This is a genomic window from Microbulbifer mixtoriginis (SeqCode), assembly GCF_052466865.1.
The window spans coordinates 4618960-4643744 of record NZ_CP174293.1 but is presented as its reverse complement, the minus strand read 5'-3'; the positions used below and the strand labels follow the sequence as shown (position 1 = coordinate 4643744).

Genomic DNA, 24785 nt, shown 5'->3' with positions numbered 1-24785 from the left:
TGCCCTTTTATGATTCAAGTATCTCATGTTACTTTCTGAATATTCTCCTTGGCCCACACTAATTTTGTTGTGGGCCTATGATTATTTATTCTGCTGGAGAAAATCGTATGTTTTTAATCGGAAGTATGCTGATATTTTTCGATTCTTGGTTCTTTAGCTAAAATTGGTTCTAACTCTTTTAATGATTCTTTTAAATGGGGCTCATCCCAGTGTTTTCTTTCACTTTCTTTTGAATCCCATACCTCTAACGTCATAAAGGTATCTGTTTCCTCACTCGAATATAAAATCTGATAACTCAAACATCCGCTCTCCTTTTCAGAGTTCGCTGCCAGTCTTGTCAGAATGTTCTTAGCTTTCTGTGTTTCTCCAAGTTTAGACTTCACTTTTGCCATTACATATAGATTGGGCATTGTCTGATCTCCAGATATATTTATGAATTGCGTTTTACCACTAGTAAGATGCCTGTAATCATTAGAATAAATCCAATGATTCGTTTGGGGTCCAGGCTGGTTTGTTGTGCGCCAAAGAGGCCAAAATGGTCGATGGTGGCCATAGCAAAGAGCTGGCCGAGTAACACAAAGGATATAGTATTGCCAACACCGTATTTTGGTGAAACCCAGGTGACGCTGAGTACGTAAAAAGCAACTAATATCCCGCCGAGATAAAGGTGCCAGGAGATATCTTTGTGAAAACCGGCTACTTGGAAACCTTCAGTTTTAAATAAGTAAATAATAGAGATGGTCAGTCCGACAAAAAACAAAATCGTCGTAGCGAGAGCAGAGCTGCCAAGCTTCACACCTAGACCGCTATTTAACGTGGCCATCACCGGGATGCCGATTCCGGCAATTAACATTAGCGACGGATAAAGAATTGAGCTAGGCACTGCTGGAACCTCACTGAAGGGGTTTTAAGGCTATAACTGCTCATGTAGATGAGTTGTGTTGGCCCACAATGAAAGCTGAAAGGTTTTGGAAAGCTGGCGCAGGAACATCAGTTTGCGCCAGCATTATTGATGCGTTATTAACGGCTAGTTTATTAACTGCTTAACGATCGCTTTACCAACAGCATGTGCACTGGCTGGATTTTGACCGGTAATCACACGGCCATCCTCGATGACAAATTCCTGCCAGGGTTGCACTTTGTTAAATCGAGCAGATTTTCTGCTGATAGCCTCTTCAAGCAGAAAGGGGATATCTTCAATGGTACCAAAATCGATTTCTTCTTCCCGGGTAAATGCAGTCACAGACTTAGCTGCCAGTAAGCTTTCACCATTGCTCAAAGTGATAGGCAGCAGGCCAGCTGGTCCGTGACACACGGCAGCAAGTACGCCGCCATTTTCATAATGCTCTGCAGATAACTTGGCAAAGTCCTCATTGCTTGCTAAGTCGGAAAGTAGACCAAACCCACCTGGGTAGAACACCGCATCATAACTAGCAGAATTCAGCTGGTTTACTGGAATAGTGTTGTTGACACGGTTCTGGAAGTCTTCATCGGCCAATACCTGGCTGTTGACCTCATCTCCTTCAATATCTGTACCGTAGAGTGGTGCTTTGCCACCTTTAATAGAGGCAATATCGTAATCAATGCCATTTTCTTTAAGTACATGCACGACGTGAGTCAGCTCAGGGGAGTAGGTGCCATTAGCTTGGTCGGTTTCCCCGAGGGTTGCATGGTTGGTTACGGGAATAAGTACTTTCTTCATGAATCTGTCCTCTGTGTTAAGCATTCAGTGGGGAGGATTCTAGGTTGTCCCTGATAAGATGATAATATGAGATTTCTGTGAAATACTTTTGCTAAATAGCAATAATGGTGAAGTGTGGATACATTTGACGGTGTAGTCGAATTTGTTGCTGTAGCTGAATGCCAGGGTTTCTCTGCGGCCGCCAAACAGTTGGGGTGCAGTACCAGCCATGTGAGCCGGCAGGTGGCTCGCTTGGAGGAGCGCCTGGGGAGCGCTCTTTTGGCTAGAACAACGCGCTTGGTCAGTCTGACTCAGGCTGGGGCTGTTTATTACCAGCGCTGTAAAGAGCTGGTTGTGGGTTTGCAGCAGGCCAATGAACAGCTAAGCCTGCAGCAGTATGAGCTGAGTGGCACGTTGCGCGTGAGCTGCGCTGGTTTATTTGCTGAACAGTATGTAGCTCCAGCACTGATGAATTTCGCCTTACAACACCCTGACTTAAAGATCGATATCGATTTCAACAGCCGAATGGCCAATTTTGTAGAGGATGGTATCGACTTTGCGATCCGTTATGGCCGCCTTGAGGACTCTGGGCTGGTGGCCCGCAAGCTGGCTGGCCGCCAGATGATGGCAGTTGCCAGTACGGAATATCTTGATCAATTCGGCAGGCCAATCCACCCACAGGATTTAAAGTCGCACAGTTGTATTGTTGCGAATAATGAGAACTGGATATTTGATATAGAAGGCACCGAGGAGTCTATTCGCGTTAATGGACGCTGGAGAAGTAATAATGCCCATACAGTGGTTAACGCATGTGAAAAAGGCCTAGGTATTGCCTATATGCCAAAAAGCAGTTTTAACCGCTCTATAGAGTCACAGCTATTAGAGCCCGTACTGGAGCCTTTTTGGGGGCGCGGAGCCAGTAGCTGGATTGTGTATCAGAATCGCCGCTTTTTACCAATACGAGCGAGAATGGCCATTGATTATCTAATGGATCACTTTTCTAGCTGGCAGGAGTAAATATGATAAATATTCTAGAAAACCTCCCGAAAAATACTGAGGTTGAGCACTTCCAGGACATTGTAAAAAGTGATGCTATACGAATTGAAAGAATTGTTTCATACGGCCAGTCTTCACCGGAGGAAGGTTGGTATGATCAGAGTGAACACGAATGGGTGCTTGTACTGAGTGGTTATGGTGTGGTGGAGTTTGACTGCGGGGAGATATGCCAGCTGAAGTCTGGTGATTGCTTATTGATAAAGGCTGGAAGAAAGCACCGGGTGATTGAGACATCCTCTGATGAGGCGACGGTATGGTTGGCAATATTTTATCGCGAATAAACTTAAAATGAAGTTCAAAAATAATTGAATTTGTAGTTTAAATATATCTTCTGTTAACCAAATTTTTTGTAATTTGTAAGTTTAAATTCTTTAATTAACTTCTCTGCACCTAAGCTATGGGTTATTTCCCTTCGATACACCAAGCAGATTTCATCTTTGAAGCCTGGTTGGTCTTTACTAACCCATTGAAGCTGATTTCTTCCAATTGTTTGAGCAACTCGACCAGGAATAATACCGACCCCGACTCCCTCAAGTGTCATATTTGTGATCAGTTCGTGGCTAGAGGAAGTAATATATTGTTTATATTTGTTATTTTTTTCCATGTTTTTTAGCAGCCAGTCTGTTTGCATCAGCGCTGGGTCATAAATTAATACGTCCCTAGATTGTATTTTTTCAGGGTTATGCCAAAAACTCACCATATCATGACAGAGGTGCTTTATTATCAAATCAGGATGGGATACGGGATTTACCACGATGCCGATATCAATTTTCCAGCTGATCACTGATTCGACAATTTCCCGAGAAAGCGCGTGTTGGAAGCTTAATTCGATACCTGGATTTTGAGCAATGAATCCGGCTAGCCTTTCAGGCAGCATATGTAGAGAGATGGAGCTGTGACACCCGATAGTGAAGTGACCAACGGCTTCTTTGTTTTCGCGCAGCGCTGAGTACTTTACCTCATCCCAATCATCAAGTAACTGTTGAGCACTTTTTAATAGTCTTAACCCTGCACGAGACAATTGCACACCAGTTTTTTCTCGTATGATAACTTCTGTACCAAGCTGTCTTTCCAGCCTCTTGATAGCCGCGCTTAAACTCGGCTGCCGAATCCCTAATCTCTCTGCAGCTCTTGAGATATTTTTTGTTTTAGCAACTTCAATAAAATAATTGAGTTCATCAGCGTGTGGAAACATAGGTATAACTTATTTAGCCACTTAAAAAGCCAGTGTGTTTAAGTTGAGTCTACATCGACATTTATTTTGTTGCCATAGATATTGCCTATGGCAACCAGCGACGACATCTATTTTTCAAGTTTCAACTCCCATGCTAATTTCTTCGCCTTCCTAGTATTCAAATTATTTCTGGAGTCAGGGTGTCTACATCATCTCTAAGCTATCCGGCGGTAGCGAATGGTAGTGCGGTAACTTATGAAACTAATTTCAATTCAGTTTTAACTTTTCCTCTACATGCTTGGTATGAGTGGGGATACTTACATAATCCAATTACTGCGAGTGACATAGACCTTTCTAGAGTTAAACACTCCTATGCATTACTGCAGGAACAGCTTGGAGATGATGGAAACCCTATCTACGGTTTGCACACAAGTTATGGAGAGAATGAACGCAATCGCTTAGATCCAAATCAGTGGAAAGAGACACAAGTCAATCTTCTGGAGTACTTAAGAGTTGGTGTTGGTGCGCCATTACCGAAATCGGTAGTCAGGCGTGCATTAAAGTTACAGGCTCTAAAAACAGCGCACGGCTTATCTGGTATCCATCCTTCCACTTATCAAGCGCTTCTTAAGCTGGCCAACAGTGAAACGCTTCCGAGGGTACCTCGAAAAGGGAGCCTTGGAGCCAGTGGTGATTTGATTTCCATGGCCCATGCTATTTCACCACTATTTGAACAAGGGCCAAGAGGCCCCCGTGATGTCATTGGGCTTGTAAATACCAATGCTATGATGGCTTCCTGGGCTATTGAACATGATTATCAGCTAAGAAAGCTATTAAGAGATTGTTTCAAATCCGTGGCATTAACCTCCATGGCCATAGGGGCGGGAGATGAACACTTCTCCGAAGGGTTGAGCTACGGAGAGGTGCACGGCAGTTATGCACGTGCTGGCCAATTACTTACCCAGTTACGACGTGATTACCTGCGCTCCTCAAGAGTTATTGAGGGTGAAAAAAGCTTATTACAAGCCCGATATTCTGTTCGCTGTGCTCCCCAGATATTAGGCCACTGCCTTGATCTATTGGATTATTCAGAGGCAAAAATTCGTTCCGAAGCCACTGCTGTTGCAGATAACCCTCTAATTCTTGAGTCAGGCCCATGGCATGGTGGATTGTTTTATGCGATTGGATTGGCAGCTTCTGCCGAATTTATGCAGGAAATTATCCATCGCTTAGCCGAAATGCTTGATCGACAAATATTGATTTTGATGGATCATCGCTTGAATGGAGGACTGCCGGATAATTTAAATGCTGAATCGTTTAACCACTGTAAAGGGATTCATCAGTTATCGTCGGCTCTGTTCCAGGAAATAAAAGCCAGATCGACACCTGTGCGTCAGATGAGTTTCTCGTGTGAAGGAAATAATCAGGACTTGGTTCCCTGCGGAATGACAGCTCTCAATAATGTCAGCGACCAACTGGATAGTTTAAGGGAAATTATTCGAGCAGCGACTTTTTGCTCAGCTAGGGCAGCAATAATGCGTTCAAGTGGCGATTTGCCAGAAGCATTAAAATTAGTGAATTGGCCCCAATATACAACATCTCAATTAGAGAGCATTCTATGAATTTTAACTATTTAACAGGAAATTTTGGTATTGAGATTTCCGCTAAAGAAATTTCTGAATTAGATCTGGACACTAAGCAAACATTAAAAAATTTATGGCATGAACATGAACTTTTAGTTATCCGAGATATGGACCTGGATACTCAGGCATTTGTTAGGTTCTGCAGCTTGTTTGGGGAGCTTCAGCAGAACTATTTCTTCTTTCAAGGTCACTCAGAGGGTTATCCACAAGTTGCTAAAATTATTAAAGAGCCTGGTGAAAAGAAAAATACAGGAGGAATATGGCATCACGATCAGGGCTATTACTCCAACCCGGTAAAAGGTATCGCATTGTACGGTATTGATATTCCTCCTAGGGGTGGTGATACCCTATTTACAAGTTCAACGCTTGCTTATGAGAATCTGTCAACTGTAATGCAACAGTTAGTCGGTTCACTCAATGTGATACATACGACAGAGTTGATGCTTAAAAAACAGCCGCTGAAGAAATCAGTAGAAGGTAAAGATGGAGATGATTCAAGTATAGAACGAGCACTAAAATTGATGCCACTAGAATCTGCTATACATCCAGCAGTCTGTAAAAATTCTGTAACCGGTAAGCCTTTTCTCTACTTAAACCGAACTACCACCTCGCAATTTGAGGGAATGACATGCGATGAGAGTATGGGGCTTTTGAATTATTTATTTCAGCATATAGAAAAACCAGAATTCAATTGTCGAGTGCAATGGCGTCCTGGGACCTTGGTTATTTGGAATAATCACCAAGTCTTACACTATGCCGTCAATGATTACAATCAACGACGAGAATTACATCGTGTACATTTTTCTGCTGAAAAACCGATTAAGTACTATAAGTGATTAATTGGTGGATTTTATGAATTATTATGAGCTGCGAGCTGAATTTTTACATGTCAATAGTCAGCCTGAAATTGAAAGGCAGAGTTTAAAAGATGAACAGGTGAGACGGTTATTGCGTGAATCCTTTGAAAAATCTGATTATTATCGCAAGCTAATTATAAATAATAACATTGATATAGAGGAAATAAGAAGTTGTGAAGATTTATATAAGCTACCGATTATAAGTTCGGAATTGTTTTCAACTTCTATGTCAGAAGTTAGTATGAATTATGACAATGTTGTTCGCTATTGTCATACTTCAGGCAGTACCGGTGCACCCAAGCGCGTGCCTTATACACGTAAAGATATTGAGCTGGCAATAATCTCTCAGGCTCGAAGCTATTTGCTTGCAGGTGTAGAACCATTCGATAAGTGTTTATGTGCAATGACTTATGGTCCCTGGCCTAGTGGGATGATCTGTCATGCTGCCAGTGAAATTTTTGGTCTCACTATTCCTGCAGATTCTTTTCTAGGAATTGATCATCAGCTACAGAGTCTACAAAAAGATAAGCTGAATTATATGGTTTGCTTACCTTCATTGTTACCAAGGCTGGAGCGTTACTGTCTGGAAAAAAACATATCGCCCGTGTCTTTGAGTGTCAGGAAAATATTCGTAGTGGGTGAATTGTTTTCAGAGACTTTTCGGAGTTACTATGAGGGGGTATTCAACGCCAAGTTAATTAACATGTATGCAAATACGGAATTTGGGCTAATAGCGAGTGAATGCCAATATCATAACTTACATGTCTGGGAAGATTTTTTTCATGTAGAGGTTATTGATCCAGATACGGGTAAGTTATGTGAAGATGGCGTTACAGGGGAATTAGTAATAACAGCGCTGAAACGTGAAGCTCTTCCTTTGATTCGTTATAACACACACGATTTGGTTGAAGTGTATAAGGAGCCATGTGAGTGTGGCCAAACTGGAGCCTATTTGGGCCCCATCAGAGGGCGTCGCGATAATATGTTCACAATCAATGGGGGAAATATATATCCAATTGTGTTGGAAAATATTGTTACAGCCATTCCTGGACTCAGCTCCTTTTACCATTGCATTATTGATAAGATTGATGGGCACGATCAATTATCATTTAAAATTGAAGCTAAAGATAATGTTGATGATCAGGAGAAAGAGTATTTGGCAGGTGAGTTTTATAGAGAGTTGACTAGTTTTGATCTAACGCTTCGTATGATATTCCTTGGGCTTGAGTCTGCTTCAAGACTAAATATAGATATCCTGCAGCCTGGTATAATTAGTCAGAAGTCAGGGAAGATTAGAAAAATTATAGATAGAAGGTGATTTCTGCATCATCAATATCTTTTCAGTTTGTTGTTTTTGTGGTTAAGTGTTCCCCCGAATAGATGTAGTATATCGAGTAAGGTTGAGGCTGGCTTAAAGTTAAACATTGTTGGTTTGATAGGTGTGAATTTGGGTAAGCCTTACTTTTTTATTAATAAAAATAAAATTACATATGGGGTGAGCTCATGTTCAGATGTTGGATTTTTGCGTATTTATTTTTGATGTCCTCTTTTTCTTTGGGGGTAGAGATTGATAAGTCACCATTGATAGTTGGCGATTCGATAAGCTTTTCATCCGCAATCTTAGATGAAAAGCGCACGTTGAATGTTTACCTACCAGCGAGTTATCAACGTGACACTAAAAGAAGTTACCCGGTAATCTATCTTTTAGATGGTTCTATGAATGAAGATTTTGTTCATATAGCTGGTTTGTTGCAATTTGGGTCCTTTTCCTGGATTAATATGCTGCCGGAGTCAATTCTTGTTGGAGTCGTAAATGTAGACAGGAAGCGGGATTTTACATTTCCCTCGGCTAAGAAGCTGGATAGGCAAGAGTTTCCAACCTCTGGTGGTTCGGATAATTTTATAGGTTTTCTTGATAGAGAAGTTCAGCCTCTAATTGAAAATAATTATCGTGTAAACGGGGATTCTACTTTGATTGGCCAGTCCCTTGGGGGGCTTTTAGCTACAGAAATTCTATTTAAACATGCAGATCTCTTCGATAATTACATCATTATTAGTCCAAGCTTGTGGTGGAGCGGAGAGTCTCTTTTGAAACAAGTTCCTAAAGATTGCTGTGATAATAAGTCGGTCTATGTAGGTGTGGGGAAAGAAGGGGAGGTCATGGAACGGCTGGCAAGAGCTTTATTTAATAAGTTAGATAATAATAAAAATAATATACACTTCGGTTATTTTGAACAGCTGGATCATGGCGATACGCTGCATCTTGCTGTATATGATGCATTTGATAAAATTTTTAATACTAAATATTTAGGTGATAAAAAGGATTAATTGGGTGCAAGTAGGCAGTAGTATTATGTCCTGATTTGTTGATCAAGTGGTTTTATATATTAAGATCATTTGTTTTTTGAAGGGAGGGTATTAATTAGCCCTTCCTGTAGTTCCTTTTTGTCCAGCTGGTGATATTTCCTCTTGATTTCATTGATATCCACGCTGGGCTTGGGAAAAGTCATTTTTAAGGACTCCATTGCATCTGCCACTATGGAGGCAATCGCAAGATTCCTAAACCATTTGTGGTTTGCGGGAATGACAAACCATGGAGCATGAGAGTGGCTGCATTTTTTTAGGATATCCTCAAAAGCCTGGGTGTAGGCATCCCAGTAGCTTGCCTCCGTATAATCGCTCTCGCTGATTTTCCAGTGTTTGCTTGGGTCATCAATACGCTGTTTAAAGCGTTTCAGTTGTTCATCTGCATCAATATGCAGGAAAAATTTTAATACCAGGGTGTTGTGGTCGGCTAATAATTGTTCGAAGTGGTTGATATGATCGTAGCGCTTGGACCAGATGCTCTCTGGTACCATATTATGCACCCGTTGAATTAATACATCTTCATAGTGGGATCGGTTAAAAATCGCCACATGTCCCTGTGCAGGGGTGACTTTGTGACACCTCCACAGGAAATCATGGGCGGCTTCTTCTTTAGATGGTTGCTTGAAGCTGGTTACTGTACAGCCTTGGGGATTCATTGCTCCAAGCACATGATTAATAGTGCCATCTTTACCGGAGGCATCCCGACCCTGTAGGCAGATCAATAGGGAGCGCTTGTGCTCGGCATACATAAGATATTGCTGTGCGCGAATTCTTTCATCCAATTTATCAATGACTGGCTGGGCCTCTTCGCGATTTTTATAGCAATCTTTAAAACTGGCATCGATCTTATCTAACTGTACCTTGCTGCCAGATTTTACCTGGAATGCCTCGAAACAATTCATAGTTTTATTTCTTCACGATAAGTTAAATGATTTGTCCATGCAGGTTGGATTAAATATCTTGCAGACGTTGATAGAGTAGCTTCTTCACCAGATCCAGAATAAACATCCACAAAATCATATAGAGCCAAACGAGCCCGATAATACGCCAGGGAATAGCAGGTACCAGCCAACCAAATCCACACATTAAAACCGTGAGCGCCTGAGTACCGACAATAGCGATAAATAACTTCATTGCGGGCAGTGGCTTTGCGAAGAAGGCAGAGCGAGATCGCACGACAAAAAGTAGTAAATGGCCGCCGGCAACAATTTGTAAAAAAATAATCGTTTGGATCTGTGACTTATCCAGGGGTACCCAGGATTGCCACTGGCTGTTTTGTAGCCATTCCATACCAATCAAAAGCAGCCCCATGGTTTGTGCGATAGAAAAAATGCCGATAATGGTTGAACCCAGTAATAAATCACGCATTTCCCAGTGCACCGGCTCTTTCGGCAGCAGGGTGTTGTCGTAGGCAATAGTCATAATGGGAATATCGTCGAGCAGTGCTACTAATACGATCATGACTGGGGTGAGGGGAGAAAAACCGAAGAGGATAGTGGCAAACACCACCACCACCATAATATCCAGGGTCATGGATACCCGAAAGAGCACATAATTAATAATGCGCTCAAAGATCTTGCGTGCTTCGTCAATAGCATCCACTACAGTGGAGAGGCCCGGAGCGGTGAGAATAATCGCCGCTGCGGCACGGGCCGCATCGGTGGCGCCACTAACGGCAATTCCGCAATCAGCTTGCTTTAGGGCTGGCGCATCGTTGACACCGTCTCCGGTCATTGCCACCTGGTGCCCTCTCTCTTGTAAGGCTTTTACGATTGCGTACTTATGTTCGGGGAAAACACGGCCAAAGCCATCGGCGCGTTCAACACAATCGACCACCTGCTTGGATAAGTGGTCCATATTCTCCGAGTCGGTAAAAACATCGGCGGCGGCGTAAATATTCTGCCCAATCCCCACCTGAGCAGCGATTTCTTTGCCGATAGCGACGTCGTCGCCAGTAATCATTTTTACCTGCAGCCCGTGCTCCCTGGCCCGGCTGATGGTTTGTTTGGAATCATCACGAGGCGGATCTTCTAGAGAGAGGATGCCAAGAAAGTTCCAGCTTTTCCCATCATTGGAACTCGCCACACCCAGGGAGCGTAAACCCCGTGCGGCGAGTTCCTGCACACAGTCTGAGGCTTTCTTTTCATTATCACCACTGAGCTTGCACAATTGCATCACCGCTTGGGGCGCACCTTTGCAATAAAACAAAGAATTTCCACTGTCATCGACTACTTGGGCCTGGGCACGCTTGATTACTGGGTCGAAAGGAGTGAATTCTTTGAGCTGGTAATCATTAAGTGCTTTCTTATCTTTGAGGCCGGCAAAAATTGCCTGATCGATCGGATCACTAGAACCTTTTTCCGAGGCGAGTGACGCGGCGAGAATTAACTGTTCCGGGCTCTTGGCGAAAAATAATTTGGGGTCGTGCAGGCTTAGTTGGTTCTTGGTGAGCGTTCCGGTTTTATCGGAGCAGAGAATATCGACCCCGGCAAGCTCCTCTATAGACTCCAGTCGCGAGACTATGGCTTTTTTTCGGGATAGCGCCAGGGCACCGAGTGCGTTAGTGACAGTGATTACGGAGGGCATTGCCACGGGAATCGAGGCAATTAATAGCACCAGGACTGTGCGTAAAATATTAATAATGTCCGACCAGTGCCAGCTGGGGGCCACTACGATATCCCGATAGAGCTGGGTACCTACCAGTAACAAAGCCAGCACCAGGCACAGCACTATCAGGAAATCGCCAATATGAGTAACGGCTCTTTGCGAGTGGGAGGCGCCCTGTCCGGCACCGGCTACCAGCTTTGCGGTACGGCCAAAAAAAGTATTACGCCCGGTGCCAATTGTAACGGCGGTCATTTCGCCGCGCTTGGCGATACTACTGGAATAACCGATGTCTCCTATTTTTTTACTGACCGGTAATGACTCACCCGTAAGAGCTGCCTGATCGATACTGATGGATTTGCCGTCGACAAAGCGCACATCTGCGGGCACCACTTGGCCGAGCTTGATTCGTACAATATCCCCGGGAACCACATCGGCGGCGTCAATGGTATGAAAACTACCATCGCGCAACACCTCCGCCTGCGGCGCCATGCTGGCCTTGAGCGCGGCCAGGGCATTGGAGGCCTTGTGCTCCTGCCAAAATCCCGCGACGGCGTTGTAAAGTAGTAGCGCCATAATAATGGCGAAGTCAGGCCAGTGACCGATAAGTGCCGATAGCAGGGCGGCGGCTTCGATCATCCAGGGAATGGGCCCCCAAAAAAAACGCAGAAACTTGAGTAGTGCGCTTTGTTCTTTCTCCTGGATGCTATTGGGGCCATAGCGTTGCAGACGTGTCTCGGCCTCAGACTGGCTTAACCCCTGAGGTGAGGTGTTGAGTGCCTGGTAAATGGAGGGTAAATCGGCTTTCTGCAGGTCAACCTGGGAGCCTTTTAAGTCGGCTTTACTGGCGTTTCCGCTTTCGGATTTTGGCCCGGGTATTGGCACGGATCGATTCCGCCTGTTGAAAAAAATTTCCCGTCGAATGGTCCGCCTGTTAACGACAGTTGGGGTTAAATACGGCTAATCATTATTGAATGATTGGGCGGTGTATCCATATTAATTGAACATTATAGGCTGTGATCTGATGGGCACCCGTAGCTAATAATTTTCACCTTGATCAGCTTAAAGACATCCTTTTTTAAAGGTGTCCAGGCTGAAGTCCCAAAAGGCTTTAACGCGTGCTGAATTGCGCATTTGAGGATGAGAAAGTAACCAGAAATGGCTTTGGAACTCTTTAAGCTCGAATACTTTCTTTAGTTTGTAAGGTTGCACCATTTTTTGGTCCCCTTCGGGCAAAATGGCAAAACCCAGTTTTGCATTGGCTGCACCTGCCGCCGCCATTACCGAATTACAGTAAATTACTTTGCGGCTATTCTTAAATATTTTTTCACTCCAGCGACCAATCGGCAAACTCAAACCGCGATAACCAATAATATTCTGCTGCTTAATCTCATCCAGTGTCATTGGACCGCTAGCCAAGTCTGGATGGGCAAAAATATGCCAGTTGATATCAAAGAGCTTCTTGGCAATGAGGTTATCCGGAGCGCTAGGTGATCCACGAAAGGCAATGTCCGCCTCCCTCTTCTCCAGTGATAGGTGTTCCGCCGAGTCTATGAGTTCAAATTCAACTTTGGGGTGGTGTAAGCGAAAGGCGGCACAGAGTTTTGGGATCACCTCATAAGAGTAAGAGCCGATTGAGGTAATACGGATAATGCCTTCCATTTCCAGGTTTTTAATGCCGGTATTCAAGGCAATGGCATTGATATTCTCGGCGGCTCTTCTGGCATGTTCTAAAGCCGCATTCCCTTCGTCTGTGAGGAAATAGCCCTGCCTGTCTGCCACGAAAAGCTGGCAGCCAAGATCTTTTTCCAAGGCCTGTAGACGCCTCCAGGCGGTGGAATGGTTTACCCCCAAGGCTTTGGCTGCACTCTGTAGGGAGCCGTGATCTGCCACGGCTATCAGGTATCGAAGATCGTTCCAGTCCATCATTTTGCATTTATGCAATTATAAATTGCATAAATTGATAATTTAGTTGCCAATTTGCAGAGATTATAGTCTCCGCATCATTGATGTTCACTAGCTGGAGAGACTATGAGTCACAAAATTCTTGCCGTTTATGCCTCTGCCTTAGGGGACCATTCGACTTCCAGGTCACTGGCCAAGCACTGGCTGTCACGACAGGCTGCCACTGAAGTCACCGAGTTGGATTTAAGTCTTAACCCGGTTCCGCATTTAAGCGGTGAAATGGTAAGTGCCTTCTTCACCCCTGAGGAACAGAAAAGTGCAGCCCAGAAAGCGCTAACGGAGTATTCGAACAATCTTATTGAACAGGTCAAAAATGTAGATACGGTACTGATTGCAGCACCCATGTATAACTTTGGTAGCCCATCTACTCTGAAAGCTTGGTTTGATCACTTAGCGCGGGCCGGAGTGACTTTTACGTACACAGAAAATGGACCAGAGGGTTTGATTAGAGATACCAAAGTGGTCTTGGTCACGACATCTGGGGGTTTCTATAAAGATTCTGTTATTGATTTTCATGTGCCCTACATCAAGCATTTTCTCTCATTTATTGGCATTGACGATGTCACGGTCATTTATGCTGAAGGGCTGAATATGGGGGATGACCACAAAGAGACTGCCTTAACTCAGGCTAAGGTAGCTCTGGAAGCAATCTGATCTATGAGGCGCACAGCAAAGTAAAATAAAGCAAAGTAAAAAAAAGCCGGCTTTGGGCCGGCGGAGAAGCTGACGTCGAAAGGATAAATGACGTTGCAGAGAGACAGAAAAACCAACTTATAGCCCTGGAAGAGATACTGCCGTTTTTCTGAAATTGGCAGCCGGTGGTTGTTGCCACCAGCTGGTAAAATTTTTTGACGGGCTGTTAAAGCCTGAAATTAATTATTGTTTCGCAATACACCGGCGCCAGCGGCGGGCAAAACCAGCGTGTTTTCTCTCCGCTCCATTGCAAACAGGCCTGGAGTAATATCCTCGGCCCCAAAAAACTCTTGTGGCAGAGCGTAGCTTTCCTCAGTGGCGCCTAGGTTCAGGGCGACCAGGTACACTTCCTTATCTGCGCGGCGCACGAACACCAATAAATCATTGCCGGTATCGAGTACTTCCTGTTGTGCGGTTGCCAGACTTTGGGGTAGTTGCCGGTGCCATTTGATCAATGCACGGAACTGATTGAGCATGGAGTGCTGGCTGTCTTGCTGCAGATTCACGGCTAAGTTCCGGTGACTCTGGGAAATCGGTAACCAGGGTTTCCCGCTGGTGAAGCCGGCTTGATCAGCGGTATCGGTCCAGGGCATAGGCGTGCGGCAGCCATCGCGACCTTTGAACTCGGGCCAAAGGTTAATACCGTAGGGGTCCACCAAATCCTCAAAGGCGATATCCGCTTCCGCCAGACCCAGTTCTTCCCCCTGATACAGGCATACGCTACCGCGTAGGGCAAGTTGCATCAGTAGGAACAGCGGCGCGCGCTTTTGCGCTAGCTCCGGACTAAGGCCGCGGTTCCAGCGGGTGATAGAGCGCGGCACATCGTGATTGCTAATGGACCAGCAGGGCCATCCTTTTTCAATTACCGCGCGGTTCTTTTCCAGGGTTTCGCGCAGGAATTGCGCGCTGCAATCCTCGGTTAATAAATCGAAGGAATAGGCCATATGTAAGCGCTGTTCCGTGGTGTAGTCCGCCATGATCTTATGGGTATTATCGTCACCCACTTCGCCCACGGTAACGGTACCCGGGTATTGATCCATCAGCTGGCGCACACGCTGTAAAAACACCAGGTTTTCGGGCTGGGATTTGTCGTTCTTGTGCCATTGGTAATCGTAGTGATTGACCGGCGGCAGTCCTTTCTTATCCAGCTTAAGCGGGCGGGGAGGATTATCGCTGAGGGACTGTTGGTGGAAGATAAAATTCACCGCATCCAGGCGGAAACCATCCACACCGCGATCCAGCCAGAATTTCATATCCGCCAGCAACTGCGCCTGCACCTCGGGGTTGTGCACATTGAGATCCGGTTGCTCTTTGAGGAAGTTGGCCAGGTAGTATTGGCGGCGGCGGGTACACCAACGCCAGGAGCCACCACCGAAAACAGATACCCAGTTATTGGGCGGGTTGCCATCGGCTTTAGGGTCCTGCCACACATACCAGTCGGCTTTGGGGTTGTCGCGGCTGCAGCGGCTCTCCTCGAACCAGGGGTGCTGATCGGAGGTGTGGCTCAGAATCTGATCGATAATAACTTTCAGGCCGCGGGCATGGGCGGCCTCAATTAAGCAGTCGAAATCCTGCAGATTGCCGAAAATCGGGTCCACATCGCGGTAGTCCGCCACGTCATACCCAAAATCCACCATGGGGGATTTAAAGAAGGGGGATATCCAAATAGCGTCCACACCGAGGGACTTCACGTAATCCAATTTCTGGGTGATACCTGGCAGGTCGCCGATACCATCGCCATTGGCGTCGCAGAAACTGCGGGGGTAAATCTGGTAAATAACGCTGTTGCGCCACCACTCGGTGCTGTTGCCGCTCATGGATTACTGCCTTGTCTCATTATTCGAAGGGTGGGCGGGCCCACTCAGGAAAGGATAGGGTGAGTATGGCGAAGGGCGGAGCCACGTTCCTCCTCCCCATAGAGGGGGGGAGGGGCTGACCGGGGGGATTTAGAACAGGAGTAACAAGTTTTGGGAACTGCGCAAATAGAGATGTGGAGAAATCCTGCGGTGGAGTTTTGCGCACATCCTTGTGCCCCGACTCGCAGTTATTCCTATGGGCGGTCCTGCACCGAGCGCAGCATTTGTTCGGCCAGGGTAATCGCTTCCTGGCGGTCTTTGACATCCAGCTTTTGGTAGAGGCTGCGGATGTGGGTTTTGATGGTACTCGGTGCCACTTTGAAGTGCCTAGCGATACGCTCGTTCGAAAGGCCTGAATGAATAGCGTTTAAAACCTGCCACTCCCTCGGAGTGAGTGGTGAGTGACGCAGAAAATCCGGTACCGCGTCGCTGGCGAGAATCTCGCGAATAATAGTGTCGTCCAGCTCAATACGAATGCCACCGTCCAACTCAGGTTGCTGCTGAGCGAGTTTAATCAGTACTTGGGCCTTGTCGGTGGGTGCCTCATCCAAGCCCCGTTCCAGCGCAGCCTTGAGAATCACAATCAGGGGTTTGCCAATTTGTAGAAAGCTGGCGCGAAATCCTCTGCCTGCGGCCAGCAGTAGCGCCTCGCTAATGGCCTCCACGGCTTCACCGTGCTGTTCGCGCAGCCACAACAGGTGAGACTCCAGCACACGGTTGCGCAGGCGATCGGTGACTAAATGACACTCTTCCGCGACCTGTTGCAGGCGGCTGAGCAGGCGATTGGCGTCGGACCAGCGGTGCAGTTCGATCAGTGCGCGCACATGGTTGCGGCCGTGACACTGTTCAAAGTGATTACTGGGCCTGTCCGCAACTGGTGCAGCTTGCTCCAACCAGCTGGCAATGGCTTGCTGGTTGTCCAGGGCGCGCCAGGTGCGAATACGCGCGGCATCGGCATTGGCAACCCAGTCGCGGTGGTAGCGCCCATCTGAGAGTAAGCGGTCGATGCGGGTCAGCCACTCCAGCGACTCCTCTTTTTCTCCGCGCGCCTGGGCGAGTTTCAGGAGCAGCGTGTATTCCGGCAGTAGCCAGTGTTCACCCACCTTGCGGTTGATCTGCATTCCCCGCCGGGCCGAGTGCTCGGCGCTCTCCAAATCCCCCTTTTCCCACTGCAGCTGCCCGAGCAGGCGGCAGACAAACTCGGCGATGGGCAGGGTGGAGAGGTGGTGTTTCTGCACCAGGTTGGACACCTTTTTCTGCAGTGAGGCAGATTTTTGTAGAAGCCCCTGGGCGAAGGCGATCTCACTCTGTTGGCAGATGGCCCAGGCAGCGCTGGGAATATCTCCCTCGGCGATGGCCAGGGCCTCCACCTCCAACATATGGGTCGCGGCGGGCTCTAATGCGCCCAGGCAAAAACTGGTTTCACCGGTGACAAGCAGTGCCGAAATCCGCTCGCCTAGTTGGTTGGGCTGTAAAAGTCCCAGGGCCTCTTCGGCATACTCTTTGGCCAGCAGGGTCTGGCCGCGGGCGATGGCCACCTGGGCGCGCATGGTGGCGAAGGCCCCTTCAAACTGACGCCATTGCTGTGGGTCCTGCCGCTGCAGCCAGCTCTCGGCGGTGGCGAGCATTTTCTCGCACTGGTCGTATTCAAAATTCTCCCGCGCCATTTTTGCCGAGAGCAGGGTGAAGCGCGCACTCTGCTGCAACGCCTCACTGCCGAGCCATTCCAGGCAATCACGCAACAGGCGCGACTGCCCGCCGCGCAGCAGTATTTCTCCCTGGCTATCGAGCAGCTGAGACAGGCGCTCGCGGTCACTGCCGGCGAGTGCATGGCGCAGGGCTTCCACCGGCTGTTCCATTTCCTGCCAGGAATCACAAGCGAGAGCGTGCAGGTGCAACAGCTGCTCTCGATTAGTGAGCTGGCGCTGCAGGAAGCGGGCGAATACCGGGTGGAAGCGGAACCACTGGCGGCTGGAGTCCTGTGCCTGCAGGAAGAGTCCGCGCCGCGCCGCCTCTTCCAGCAGTTGTTGGCCATCGTTGCGGCCACTCAGGCGTTCCGCCAGCTGGGCATTGACACGGGTGAGGATCGAAGTGCGCGCGAGTAACTCACGCAGCTCTGGCTCCAGCCTTTCCAGCACTTCTTCGGCCAGATAGTCGAGGATATGGCTGTGGCCCTGTTCCAGTTCCGTCAGGTAGCGGTCTACTTCTTGGCGATCGCGCACCGACAGGGCGAACAGTTGTACCGCCGGTGGCCAACCCTCGCTCAGGTGGTGCAGTTGAGCGGCGCGGTCGCCATCGAGATTAAATGGCAAGCGCTGCTTGAGAAGACGTGCGATCTCTTCGGTATTCAGGGCCAGTTGATCGCTGCCCAGCTCTAATAGGCGGCCTTGTACGCGCAGGGTGGCTAGCCCCAGGGGCGGCTGGCTGCGGCTGGTGAGAAGGACCCCGACGCCTGGCGGTGCGTGGCGCAACAGGAAGCGAGTGACGCTGTGCACTGCCTGGTTGTCGATATGGTGGTAGTCGTCGAGCACTATGCGCAGTTCGCTGGGCAAGCTGCGCAGTTCACCCAGCAGATGACTGATGACAGTTGTTGGATCCGGACTTTGTGGCGCCGCCAATAAGCGACAGGTTTGCGGTACGCCATTGCCGGTAGCGCGATGCACGCTTTCTACCAGATAGCGACAAAACTGGTTCGGTTCATTGTCGCTGGCATCGAGGGTATACCAGGCCATTGGATTTTCCTGCGCCGAGGCCCAGGAAGTGACCAGCGTGGTTTTACCGTAGCCCGCCGGTGCCGTCACAAGCAGCAGCTGGTCGCTGTGGCTGTCGTCGAGCAGTGCCAGTAAGCGCGGGCGCACTAGGGTATGCTCAGGGCAGTCCGGCAGGCTGTATTTGGAAGTTAAAAGCATCGCTGCGGGCAGGATTGTTTTAAATGTCTGATTTTTATACAGGGATATTATGCACTAGCGGAGCGCTTTTGTGACAAATTTGCGCTGAGGATAGGACGACTTGCTAGATTCTCTTTGGCTAATACTAGAAGAGGCTTTGCTTATGACGGTATATTGATTGGCGGATCCAATGAGTATTATCGATCCAGCTCAAAGAGACAAAACCATCAGAAAGAGACCCTGCGGCCAGTTTTTGGCTTGCGGTGTCCGGTGTCCGGTGTCCGGTGTCCGGTGTCCGGTGTCCGGTGTCAGGAACACATCCCTGTGTTCACCGAGACCGGCGTAGAGCTACCCGACAGCGCTATCTGCTTTCCCGGCTGACATTCGTTGCCGTAATACACGAACGTTTGTACGCAGTGGGGGATTCTTGGATCACTGGATTATGAAAAAACAGAGTTATTTCCGAAAAAAATTTGGTGAATAACTGATGCCGTCAGGGAGGTAGGTGCGGCTTCGACAACAATAATAAAAAGAGGGAGTTATGGCCGATATTGTGGTTTTGGCGGCGCCGGTTATGGGTGCTCAAAGAGATTGTATAAAGCCGTTGTTTTCCATGCTCAGGGAAACCCTGGGTGAAGACTGGTCGCGCCTTCATTGCGATACTTTTCCTAATGTGGAAGCACTGCCAAGTAATACCCAGCGAGTATTTGAAGATATGCGCAAATGCGAGGTGGATAGTCTGCGCGCGCGCAAATTCCTGCTTAACACCCTGGCTGAGAACTCGGCGCAATTGGGGGATATCCATAGCCGTAGTGGTCTCTACGAGAGGACCCAGACAGCCATTTATCAAACTCTACAAAAGGCTGCAGCCGCCGCTGGCGATTGCGCTCCGGTGTTGCTTATCAGTCATTCGGCCAGCTGTATTAGCTTGTCCAACTATTTGTGGGATGCCCAGCGGCCCAGCGTTAACCACGGTGTCTGGCGCGATGGCGGGCCAGCCGAGGTGCGCAAGGGCTCCGCGCGGGAGCGCTTTTTGCGCCTGAAAACCCTCAGCCATTGGTATACCCTCGGGGCCGGCACGCCGTTGTGGTTTGGGGCCAAGCAGCGGGATCAGATCCAGGCGGTGGCTACGGCCTCCCGCGGGTATCAATTCCGTTGGAAAAATTTCTACCATCCAGATGACCTGCTCGGCTGGCCCCTAAAGCCTCTCAGCCCCAGTTATAACCAAGCGGTATTTCGGGATTACGCGACAAGGCCACTGTCCGATCCAGACGAGGCCCTGGCCGGTCCGCAGCTACTGCCACCGGAGGATTACTGGCGCAATGAATTGGTGTGGGAGCAGCTCGGCAAGGACCTGAGCACTCTTCTGCAAAACACCAAGCCGAAGGCAGGCGCATCCGCACAGCGATCTCGGCGGGCAGTCGCGGTATAATCGCGGCACTAGCCACTACTCCCGAATAAGGATGGGTTTTACCATGTCGCTGCAATTTCACTCGGTCCCGGTCACTCCTTTTCAGCAGAATTGCACCCTGCTCTGGTGCGAAGACAGCAAGCGTGCCGCAGTGGTGGATCCAGGTGGCGACCTCGACAAAATTCTGGCGGCTGCGCAAGAGCGCGGGCTCAACATTGAGAAAATCCTGCTTACCCACGGTCATCTGGATCACGTGGGTGGTACTGCGGCGCTCTCCAAGCAATTACAGTTGCCGGTTGAGGGCCCCCATGAGGGCGATGGTTTCTGGATCGAGCAGTTGCCGGTGCAGGCGCAGATGTTCGGTTTTCCTTCAGTGGAGGTGTTCACCCCGGATCGCTGGTTGCAGCAGGGCGATACCGTGACTGTCGGCGACCAGGAGTTGGAGGTGCATCACTGCCCTGGCCATACCCCGGGACATGTGATCTTTTTCCATCGTCCGAGCAAGTTGGCACTGGTGGGTGATGTGCTGTTTGCTGGTTCTATTGGCCGCACCGATTTCCCCCAGGGGGATCACGATACCTTGATTCGTTCGATCACCGAGCGCCTGTGGCCACTGGGTGACGATGTACGCTTTGTCCCGGGTCACGGTCCTATGTCCACTTTTGGTCAGGAGCGTCAGACCAATCCGTTCGTCGCCGATAAACGTTTCGGCTGATAGGCGGTACCGGTAAAACAATAATCCATCGGGAGACCCTTCCCATGCCTGTAAAGCTGAGTGTTTTCCTGTTGATTCTGGCCACTGCTATTAGTGGTTGCGCTGTTATTTCCGAGGCGGATTGCCGCAGTGGGCTCTGGTATGAGCGCGGCCTACATGACGGCGCCCGCGGGCGCTCCCAAGAGCTGGTGTACGATATCGCCAAGGAATGCCAAAGTTACGAAATCTATGTGGACAGCGAGGCTTGGTTGAGGGGCCACGAAGAGGGTGTGGAACAATTTTGTACCGCTGAAAATGGCTACGCTCAGGGACGTCAGGGGCGAAAATATGAGGGCGTATGCACTGGGCCCACCGCAGATATTTTTTTGCAGAATTACCAGCGTGGCCTGGCCGACTATCGCGTAGCGCAGGAGTATCGCGATTTATTGTGGCGTCGGGATAATTTAGAACGTGAGCTTTATTCCCTACATCGCGCCCTTAGGCACAGTGATAGCGACAAGCAGAGGCGTGCGCTTTACTTCCAGCACAGCCGACTCGAATGGGAGTTGCGCATGTTGGATTTAGAACTGCACCGCTATGGCCTTTTTGGCCCAGACTATTTCACGCCGGGTTTTTATCCGCGCGGCTTTTTTTCATCCGGTTTTTTTTACTGGTGAATTTAGTGGGCTGATATGGCTAGTCAATTCAGTCATTTCCCCCGATCCCAGTTTGGATTTTCAAGAGAGTTATTCCCATGGCAATTTGGCACGTTACTCCCACCCTGGAAGAGATTAACCGGGGCACCGCCCAGTGTATGCCCGGGTATCTGGGCCTGGAGATTACCGCAATCGGTGAGGATTATCTGGAGGGCAAGTTGCCGGTGGATCATCGCACTCGCCAGCCGTTCGGTATTCTACATGGCGGTGCCAATGTGGTGTTGGCGGAAACCCTGGGATCTATCGGTGCCAATCTGCTGGTGGATACCAGTAAGTTTTACTGCGTTGGCCAGGAGATTAATGCCAATCATCTGCGTCCTGTGCCGGAGGGTGAAGTTACTGGCCGGGCCAAGCCGGTACATATCGGGCGCACCAGCCAGGTGTGGGAAATTCTGATTTACGCCCCCAATGGCAAACTGAGTTGTATCTCCCGAATTACCATGGCAGTTGTGGCTCATGCCGCTGGATAAACTTTACCGGGTTTTATTGAGGCGGTTTTTATGAGTGAAGTGCGGGAATATTTTTTTGAAGATATTCCCTACCGCCTGGTGCGTTCGGCAAGGCGCAAGCGCCTGGGTCTGGTATTGGCTCAATCCGGCGTGGAAGTACGTATTCCTCAGCGCTGCGCTGCCCGCCACGGCCATCAGTTTTTGCAGGAAAATATCCAGTGGGTACGCGCCCAATTGCTCGCTGCCAACCAGCGTGCAGCACAGGTGCCACAATATCGGTTTGAGTTTGGTGAGCACTTTCCTTGGCTGGGTAAAATGCGCCCCTTGGAGCGCGCGTCTAATCGAGGTGGTGCGGCAATCACCGAAGAGGCCATTCATCTCTATACCTTATCGCCAACCCCCACAGCGCAGCAATTACAGGGGGGCCTACAGCGCCTCTACCAGCGCGAGGCGTTGGCCCTGTTAACAGAAAAGTCCCAGCGCTTGGCCGAACAACTGGACTTGCAGTTTTCCACGCTGCGAATTCGCCGCACCAAGAGTAAGTGGGGGCACTGCAGTATTCGTGGAGACCTGCAATACAACTGGTTGGTATGCCTGGCACCGGAACCGGTGGTGGATTATCTGGTGGCCCATGAGGTCAGCCATTTGCGTCACCATAATCACGGCCGCGATTTTTGGCTGCTGGTACAGAGTGTTTGCCCTCGCTATAAGGAGCTGCGCCGCTGGTTGCGCGATAATGGCCACCGCCTCACGGTATAGACTTTACCGACAGGTCCCATTGATTTCAGATGTTTTGAATATTCAGTAATTTCCTATGAGCAGAAAACCGCGTTTTATCACTCCGCGTAAGACGGTAAAAAAATCTTTGCCCACCCAGGCAGAAGCCTGCGTGGAAAAATTCAGCCACGATATGCGCGGTCTTGCCCGTGTGGGTAAAAAAACAGTATTTATCGATAATGCCCTGCCTGGTGAAGAAGTGCGTTTTCGTTATAGCACTCATCGGGCTCACTTCGATGAAGGTGTTACCAGTGAGATAATTCAGGCTTCGCCACTGCGCTGTGAACCGCGCTGCCCCCATGTGTCCCTGTGCGGGGGCTGCTCCCTGCAACACCTGCAGGCCGATGCGCAAATTGTCGAAAAACAAAAAATCTTGTTGGATCAGCTGGCCCGTTTTGGTGGTATTAAACCTGAGGAAATTTTGCCTCCACTACTAGCAGAACCTTACGGCTACCGGCGCAAGGCGCGTATCGGTATTCGCCTGGTGAAATCGGCAAAAGGTAAAAAACTCGTTTTTGGTTTTCGCAAAAAGCGCAGCAACGATTTGACCGATATCGATGAGTGCCATGTTTTGCACCCCTCCATCGCTCAACATATTTCCGCGTTGAAGCTACTGGTGGCGGAGAGTGAGGGGCGCGCGCACTTTTCCCAGTTGGAAGTGGCGGTCGGTGATGATGTGGCGGCCTTAGTGTTACGACACCTGCAGCCTTTATCGGAAAGGGATCGACAGCGCTGGCAAGACTTCGCTGAATCATCAGGTATACACATGTATATACAACCTGGTGATGCGGCTTCGATACAGTCTCTGTGGCCACAGATTGGCGAGAATTACCTCAGTTATCGTCTGCCGGAATTTGACCTGAGCCTGCACTTCCAGCCGATGGATTTCTTCCAGGTGAATTTCGAGGTCAACCGACAGATGGTGAGTCGTGCTGTGCAGTTATTGGACCCGCAACCCGGCGAGAGGGTGTTGGATCTTTTCTGCGGATTGGGAAATTTCACCCTGCCATTGGCACGCCGCGCCGGGGAGGTCATCGGTATTGAAGGCCTGGGTGCTCTCACTCAAAGGGGCAAGGATAATGCCGAACTTAATGGGCTGAACAATGTGCGCTTTCACACTGCCGACCTGAATGAGGAAATGGTGAAAAAGGCCTGGGCCAGCGACGGCTTCGATAAAATTTTGCTGGACCCACCGCGCGATGGCGCCCTGCAGGCGGTGCGTGGCATTGCCCGTTTCAAGGCGCAGAAAATTGTTTACGTCTCCTGTAACCCGGCGACTCTGGCGCGGGATGCGGGAGAATTGACCCAGCTGGGTTACCGTCTTAAGCAGGCCTGTGTTATGGATATGTTTCCGCAAACAGCCCATGTGGAATCCATGGCGGTATTTGAGCTGGATTCCTAAAGCCATTTATTCAATTTTTTTCCGTCTCTGTGTGTCATTTAAAAAGTCCTGAGGAGCGGAGGTAAAGCAGTTTTACCTGATGCCAGAGCAGTGGCCTGTGCGTTGGTGCGGGGGGCAAACTGGCGTAAACTGCTGGCAAACTTATCAAGCGAAGATGTTATGCAAAGCGAACCCTTAACTGATGATTTTGAAGAAAACTGCGCACGTTTTTTGCCAGAGGCTGCCGAACAGGGCTGCGTCTGGGCGCTGCAGGGGGAAGAGGGCTTTGCGTTGTGCGAATCCGAAAAGCGCCCACAGACCGAAGTGATGCCCTTTTGGTCCCAGCGGGAATTTGCCCAGGCACACTGTGAGGGCGATTGGGCGGAATACCAAGCGGTAGCTATCGACCTGGAAGAATTTATGGATGACTGGCTCACCGGTATGCACGAGGATGTACTGCTGGTGGGGCTGAACTGGAACAATGAGCTGGAAGGTGTGGAGCTGGAACCCATCGACCTGCTGGAGCAATTGGAGCAGGAGCTGCAATAAGCTGCGCCATAGTGCCCCACCCAG

General features: G+C 49.0%; 23 protein-coding genes. 14 read left to right on the top strand and 9 right to left on the bottom strand.

What is annotated here, in order from left to right; genetic code table 11:
• Positions 1-113: 113 nt before the first annotated feature.
• The 3 genes from ACJJJA_RS20740 to ACJJJA_RS20730 all read right to left on the bottom strand — a co-directional run bounded on the left by ACJJJA_RS20740 (position 114) and on the right by ACJJJA_RS20730 (position 1702).
• Positions 114-410, bottom strand: coding sequence for a putative quinol monooxygenase (locus ACJJJA_RS20740; protein WP_444887319.1), 297 nt, complete (start codon positions 408-410; stop codon positions 114-116).
• Positions 411-430: 20 nt separating this feature from the next.
• Positions 431-853: a DMT family transporter gene (locus ACJJJA_RS20735; RefSeq protein ID WP_444903266.1), complete on the bottom strand. Its 423-nt coding sequence runs from the start codon at positions 851-853 to the stop codon at positions 431-433.
• A gap of 174 nt (positions 854-1027) precedes the next feature.
• Positions 1028-1702, bottom strand: coding sequence for a type 1 glutamine amidotransferase domain-containing protein (locus tag ACJJJA_RS20730; protein ID WP_444903265.1), 675 nt, complete (start codon positions 1700-1702; stop codon positions 1028-1030).
• A 114-nt stretch (positions 1703-1816) separates the two neighbouring features.
• Here ACJJJA_RS20730 and ACJJJA_RS20725 point away from each other — a divergent pair, with 114 nt between their 5' ends.
• Both ACJJJA_RS20725 and ACJJJA_RS20720 read left to right on the top strand, forming a co-directional pair.
• Complete coding sequence (locus ACJJJA_RS20725) at positions 1817-2698, top strand: LysR family transcriptional regulator (RefSeq protein WP_252083465.1); 882 nt, start codon at positions 1817-1819, stop codon at positions 2696-2698.
• 2 nt (positions 2699-2700) lie between these two features.
• Positions 2701-3018, top strand: a complete 318-nt coding sequence (locus ACJJJA_RS20720) for a cupin domain-containing protein (RefSeq protein WP_444887318.1) — start codon at positions 2701-2703, stop codon at positions 3016-3018.
• Between the two features lie 53 nt (positions 3019-3071).
• On the opposite strand, the gene ACJJJA_RS20715 is transcribed toward ACJJJA_RS20720, so the two are convergent.
• Positions 3072-3932: a LysR family transcriptional regulator gene (locus ACJJJA_RS20715; protein WP_444887317.1), complete on the bottom strand. Its 861-nt coding sequence runs from the start codon at positions 3930-3932 to the stop codon at positions 3072-3074.
• 179 nt (positions 3933-4111) lie between these two features.
• Here ACJJJA_RS20715 and ACJJJA_RS20710 point away from each other — a divergent pair, with 179 nt between their 5' ends.
• The 4 genes from ACJJJA_RS20710 to ACJJJA_RS20695 all read left to right on the top strand — a co-directional run bounded on the left by ACJJJA_RS20710 (position 4112) and on the right by ACJJJA_RS20695 (position 8739).
• A complete protein-coding gene (locus ACJJJA_RS20710) occupies positions 4112-5533 on the top strand; it encodes an aromatic amino acid ammonia-lyase (protein WP_444887316.1) in 1422 nt (473 codons plus the stop codon).
• On the top strand, positions 5530-6390 hold the full coding sequence (locus ACJJJA_RS20705; protein ID WP_444903264.1) for a TauD/TfdA dioxygenase family protein: 861 nt from the start codon (positions 5530-5532) through the stop codon (positions 6388-6390). Before ACJJJA_RS20710 ends, ACJJJA_RS20705 begins: the two co-directional genes overlap by 4 nt.
• Before the next feature lie 16 nt (positions 6391-6406).
• Positions 6407-7729 (top strand): phenylacetate--CoA ligase family protein, encoded by a 1323-nt coding sequence (locus tag ACJJJA_RS20700; RefSeq protein WP_444887314.1) that lies wholly within the window; start codon positions 6407-6409, stop codon positions 7727-7729.
• A 185-nt stretch (positions 7730-7914) separates the two neighbouring features.
• Positions 7915-8739: an alpha/beta hydrolase gene (locus ACJJJA_RS20695; protein ID WP_444903263.1), complete on the top strand. Its 825-nt coding sequence runs from the start codon at positions 7915-7917 to the stop codon at positions 8737-8739.
• A gap of 65 nt (positions 8740-8804) precedes the next feature.
• On the opposite strand, the gene ACJJJA_RS20690 is transcribed toward ACJJJA_RS20695, so the two are convergent.
• From ACJJJA_RS20690 to ACJJJA_RS20680, 3 genes are all read right to left on the bottom strand, one after another.
• The gene (locus ACJJJA_RS20690; RefSeq protein WP_444889277.1) at positions 8805-9680 is read right to left on the bottom strand and encodes a polyphosphate kinase 2 family protein; all 876 of its coding nucleotides are present in this window, start codon (positions 9678-9680) and stop codon (positions 8805-8807) included.
• Between the two features lie 49 nt (positions 9681-9729).
• Positions 9730-12267 carry a plasma-membrane proton-efflux P-type ATPase gene (locus ACJJJA_RS20685; RefSeq protein WP_444903262.1) on the bottom strand — a complete coding sequence of 846 codons (2538 nt, stop codon included), beginning with the start codon at positions 12265-12267 and terminating at the stop codon, positions 9730-9732.
• A 177-nt stretch (positions 12268-12444) separates the two neighbouring features.
• Entirely contained in the window at positions 12445-13311 is an 867-nt protein-coding gene (locus ACJJJA_RS20680; RefSeq protein ID WP_444903261.1) for a LysR family transcriptional regulator, read from the bottom strand.
• Between the two features lie 102 nt (positions 13312-13413).
• Here ACJJJA_RS20680 and ACJJJA_RS20675 point away from each other — a divergent pair, with 102 nt between their 5' ends.
• Positions 13414-14001 carry an FMN-dependent NADH-azoreductase gene (locus ACJJJA_RS20675; RefSeq protein WP_444903260.1) on the top strand — a complete coding sequence of 196 codons (588 nt, stop codon included), beginning with the start codon at positions 13414-13416 and terminating at the stop codon, positions 13999-14001.
• A 218-nt stretch (positions 14002-14219) separates the two neighbouring features.
• On the opposite strand, the gene ACJJJA_RS20670 is transcribed toward ACJJJA_RS20675, so the two are convergent.
• On the bottom strand, positions 14220-15857 hold the full coding sequence (locus tag ACJJJA_RS20670; protein WP_444903259.1) for an alpha-amylase family glycosyl hydrolase: 1638 nt from the start codon (positions 15855-15857) through the stop codon (positions 14220-14222).
• 233 nt (positions 15858-16090) lie between these two features.
• On the bottom strand, positions 16091-18805 hold the full coding sequence (malT, locus tag ACJJJA_RS20665; RefSeq protein ID WP_444903258.1) for an HTH-type transcriptional regulator MalT: 2715 nt from the start codon (positions 18803-18805) through the stop codon (positions 16091-16093).
• 520 nt (positions 18806-19325) lie between these two features.
• Here malT and ACJJJA_RS20660 point away from each other — a divergent pair.
• The 7 genes from ACJJJA_RS20660 (at position 19326) to ACJJJA_RS20630 (ending at position 24761) form a co-directional block, all read left to right on the top strand.
• Entirely contained in the window at positions 19326-20216 is an 891-nt protein-coding gene (locus ACJJJA_RS20660; protein ID WP_444903257.1) for a hypothetical protein, read from the top strand.
• Positions 20217-20259: 43 nt separating this feature from the next.
• Positions 20260-20910, top strand: a complete 651-nt coding sequence (locus ACJJJA_RS20655) for an MBL fold metallo-hydrolase (protein WP_444882889.1) — start codon at positions 20260-20262, stop codon at positions 20908-20910.
• 44 nt (positions 20911-20954) lie between these two features.
• A complete protein-coding gene (locus ACJJJA_RS20650; RefSeq protein WP_444903256.1) occupies positions 20955-21566 on the top strand; it encodes a DUF2799 domain-containing protein in 612 nt (203 codons plus the stop codon).
• Positions 21567-21643: 77 nt separating this feature from the next.
• On the top strand, positions 21644-22075 hold the full coding sequence (locus tag ACJJJA_RS20645; RefSeq protein ID WP_152455066.1) for a hotdog fold thioesterase: 432 nt from the start codon (positions 21644-21646) through the stop codon (positions 22073-22075).
• Positions 22076-22105: 30 nt separating this feature from the next.
• Positions 22106-22813 (top strand): M48 family metallopeptidase, encoded by a 708-nt coding sequence (locus ACJJJA_RS20640; protein ID WP_444903255.1) that lies wholly within the window; start codon positions 22106-22108, stop codon positions 22811-22813.
• 55 nt (positions 22814-22868) lie between these two features.
• Positions 22869-24233: a 23S rRNA (uracil(1939)-C(5))-methyltransferase RlmD gene (gene rlmD / locus ACJJJA_RS20635; RefSeq protein WP_444903254.1), complete on the top strand. Its 1365-nt coding sequence runs from the start codon at positions 22869-22871 to the stop codon at positions 24231-24233.
• A 159-nt stretch (positions 24234-24392) separates the two neighbouring features.
• Positions 24393-24761 carry a DUF2750 domain-containing protein gene (locus ACJJJA_RS20630; RefSeq protein ID WP_252086029.1) on the top strand — a complete coding sequence of 123 codons (369 nt, stop codon included), beginning with the start codon at positions 24393-24395 and terminating at the stop codon, positions 24759-24761.
• Positions 24762-24785: the final 24 nt, after the last annotated feature.

What these genes read in the sequence shown, in the direction of transcription:
- ACJJJA_RS20740 (WP_444887319.1), bottom strand. Translation starts at nt 410, where the DNA reads ATGCCCAATCTATATGTAATGGCAAAAGTGAAGTCTAAACTTGGAGAA.
- ACJJJA_RS20670 (WP_444903259.1), bottom strand. Translation starts at nt 15,857, where the DNA reads ATGAGCGGCAACAGCACCGAGTGGTGGCGCAACAGCGTTATTTACCAG.
- ACJJJA_RS20730 (WP_444903265.1), bottom strand. Translation starts at nt 1,702, where the DNA reads ATGAAGAAAGTACTTATTCCCGTAACCAACCATGCAACCCTCGGGGAA.
- ACJJJA_RS20715 (WP_444887317.1), bottom strand. Translation starts at nt 3,932, where the DNA reads ATGTTTCCACACGCTGATGAACTCAATTATTTTATTGAAGTTGCTAAA.
- ACJJJA_RS20675 (WP_444903260.1), top strand. Translation starts at nt 13,414, where the DNA reads ATGAGTCACAAAATTCTTGCCGTTTATGCCTCTGCCTTAGGGGACCAT.
- ACJJJA_RS20705 (WP_444903264.1), top strand. Translation starts at nt 5,530, where the DNA reads ATGAATTTTAACTATTTAACAGGAAATTTTGGTATTGAGATTTCCGCT.
- malT (WP_444903258.1), bottom strand. Translation starts at nt 18,805, where the DNA reads ATGCTTTTAACTTCCAAATACAGCCTGCCGGACTGCCCTGAGCATACC.
- ACJJJA_RS20655 (WP_444882889.1), top strand. Translation starts at nt 20,260, where the DNA reads ATGTCGCTGCAATTTCACTCGGTCCCGGTCACTCCTTTTCAGCAGAAT.
- ACJJJA_RS20680 (WP_444903261.1), bottom strand. Translation starts at nt 13,311, where the DNA reads ATGATGGACTGGAACGATCTTCGATACCTGATAGCCGTGGCAGATCAC.
- ACJJJA_RS20695 (WP_444903263.1), top strand. Translation starts at nt 7,915, where the DNA reads ATGTTCAGATGTTGGATTTTTGCGTATTTATTTTTGATGTCCTCTTTT.
- rlmD (WP_444903254.1), top strand. Translation starts at nt 22,869, where the DNA reads ATGAGCAGAAAACCGCGTTTTATCACTCCGCGTAAGACGGTAAAAAAA.
- ACJJJA_RS20720 (WP_444887318.1), top strand. Translation starts at nt 2,701, where the DNA reads ATGATAAATATTCTAGAAAACCTCCCGAAAAATACTGAGGTTGAGCAC.
- ACJJJA_RS20630 (WP_252086029.1), top strand. Translation starts at nt 24,393, where the DNA reads ATGCAAAGCGAACCCTTAACTGATGATTTTGAAGAAAACTGCGCACGT.
- ACJJJA_RS20690 (WP_444889277.1), bottom strand. Translation starts at nt 9,680, where the DNA reads ATGAATTGTTTCGAGGCATTCCAGGTAAAATCTGGCAGCAAGGTACAG.
- ACJJJA_RS20645 (WP_152455066.1), top strand. Translation starts at nt 21,644, where the DNA reads ATGGCAATTTGGCACGTTACTCCCACCCTGGAAGAGATTAACCGGGGC.
- ACJJJA_RS20650 (WP_444903256.1), top strand. Translation starts at nt 20,955, where the DNA reads ATGCCTGTAAAGCTGAGTGTTTTCCTGTTGATTCTGGCCACTGCTATT.
- ACJJJA_RS20700 (WP_444887314.1), top strand. Translation starts at nt 6,407, where the DNA reads ATGAATTATTATGAGCTGCGAGCTGAATTTTTACATGTCAATAGTCAG.
- ACJJJA_RS20660 (WP_444903257.1), top strand. Translation starts at nt 19,326, where the DNA reads ATGGCCGATATTGTGGTTTTGGCGGCGCCGGTTATGGGTGCTCAAAGA.
- ACJJJA_RS20735 (WP_444903266.1), bottom strand. Translation starts at nt 853, where the DNA reads ATGTTAATTGCCGGAATCGGCATCCCGGTGATGGCCACGTTAAATAGC.
- ACJJJA_RS20640 (WP_444903255.1), top strand. Translation starts at nt 22,106, where the DNA reads ATGAGTGAAGTGCGGGAATATTTTTTTGAAGATATTCCCTACCGCCTG.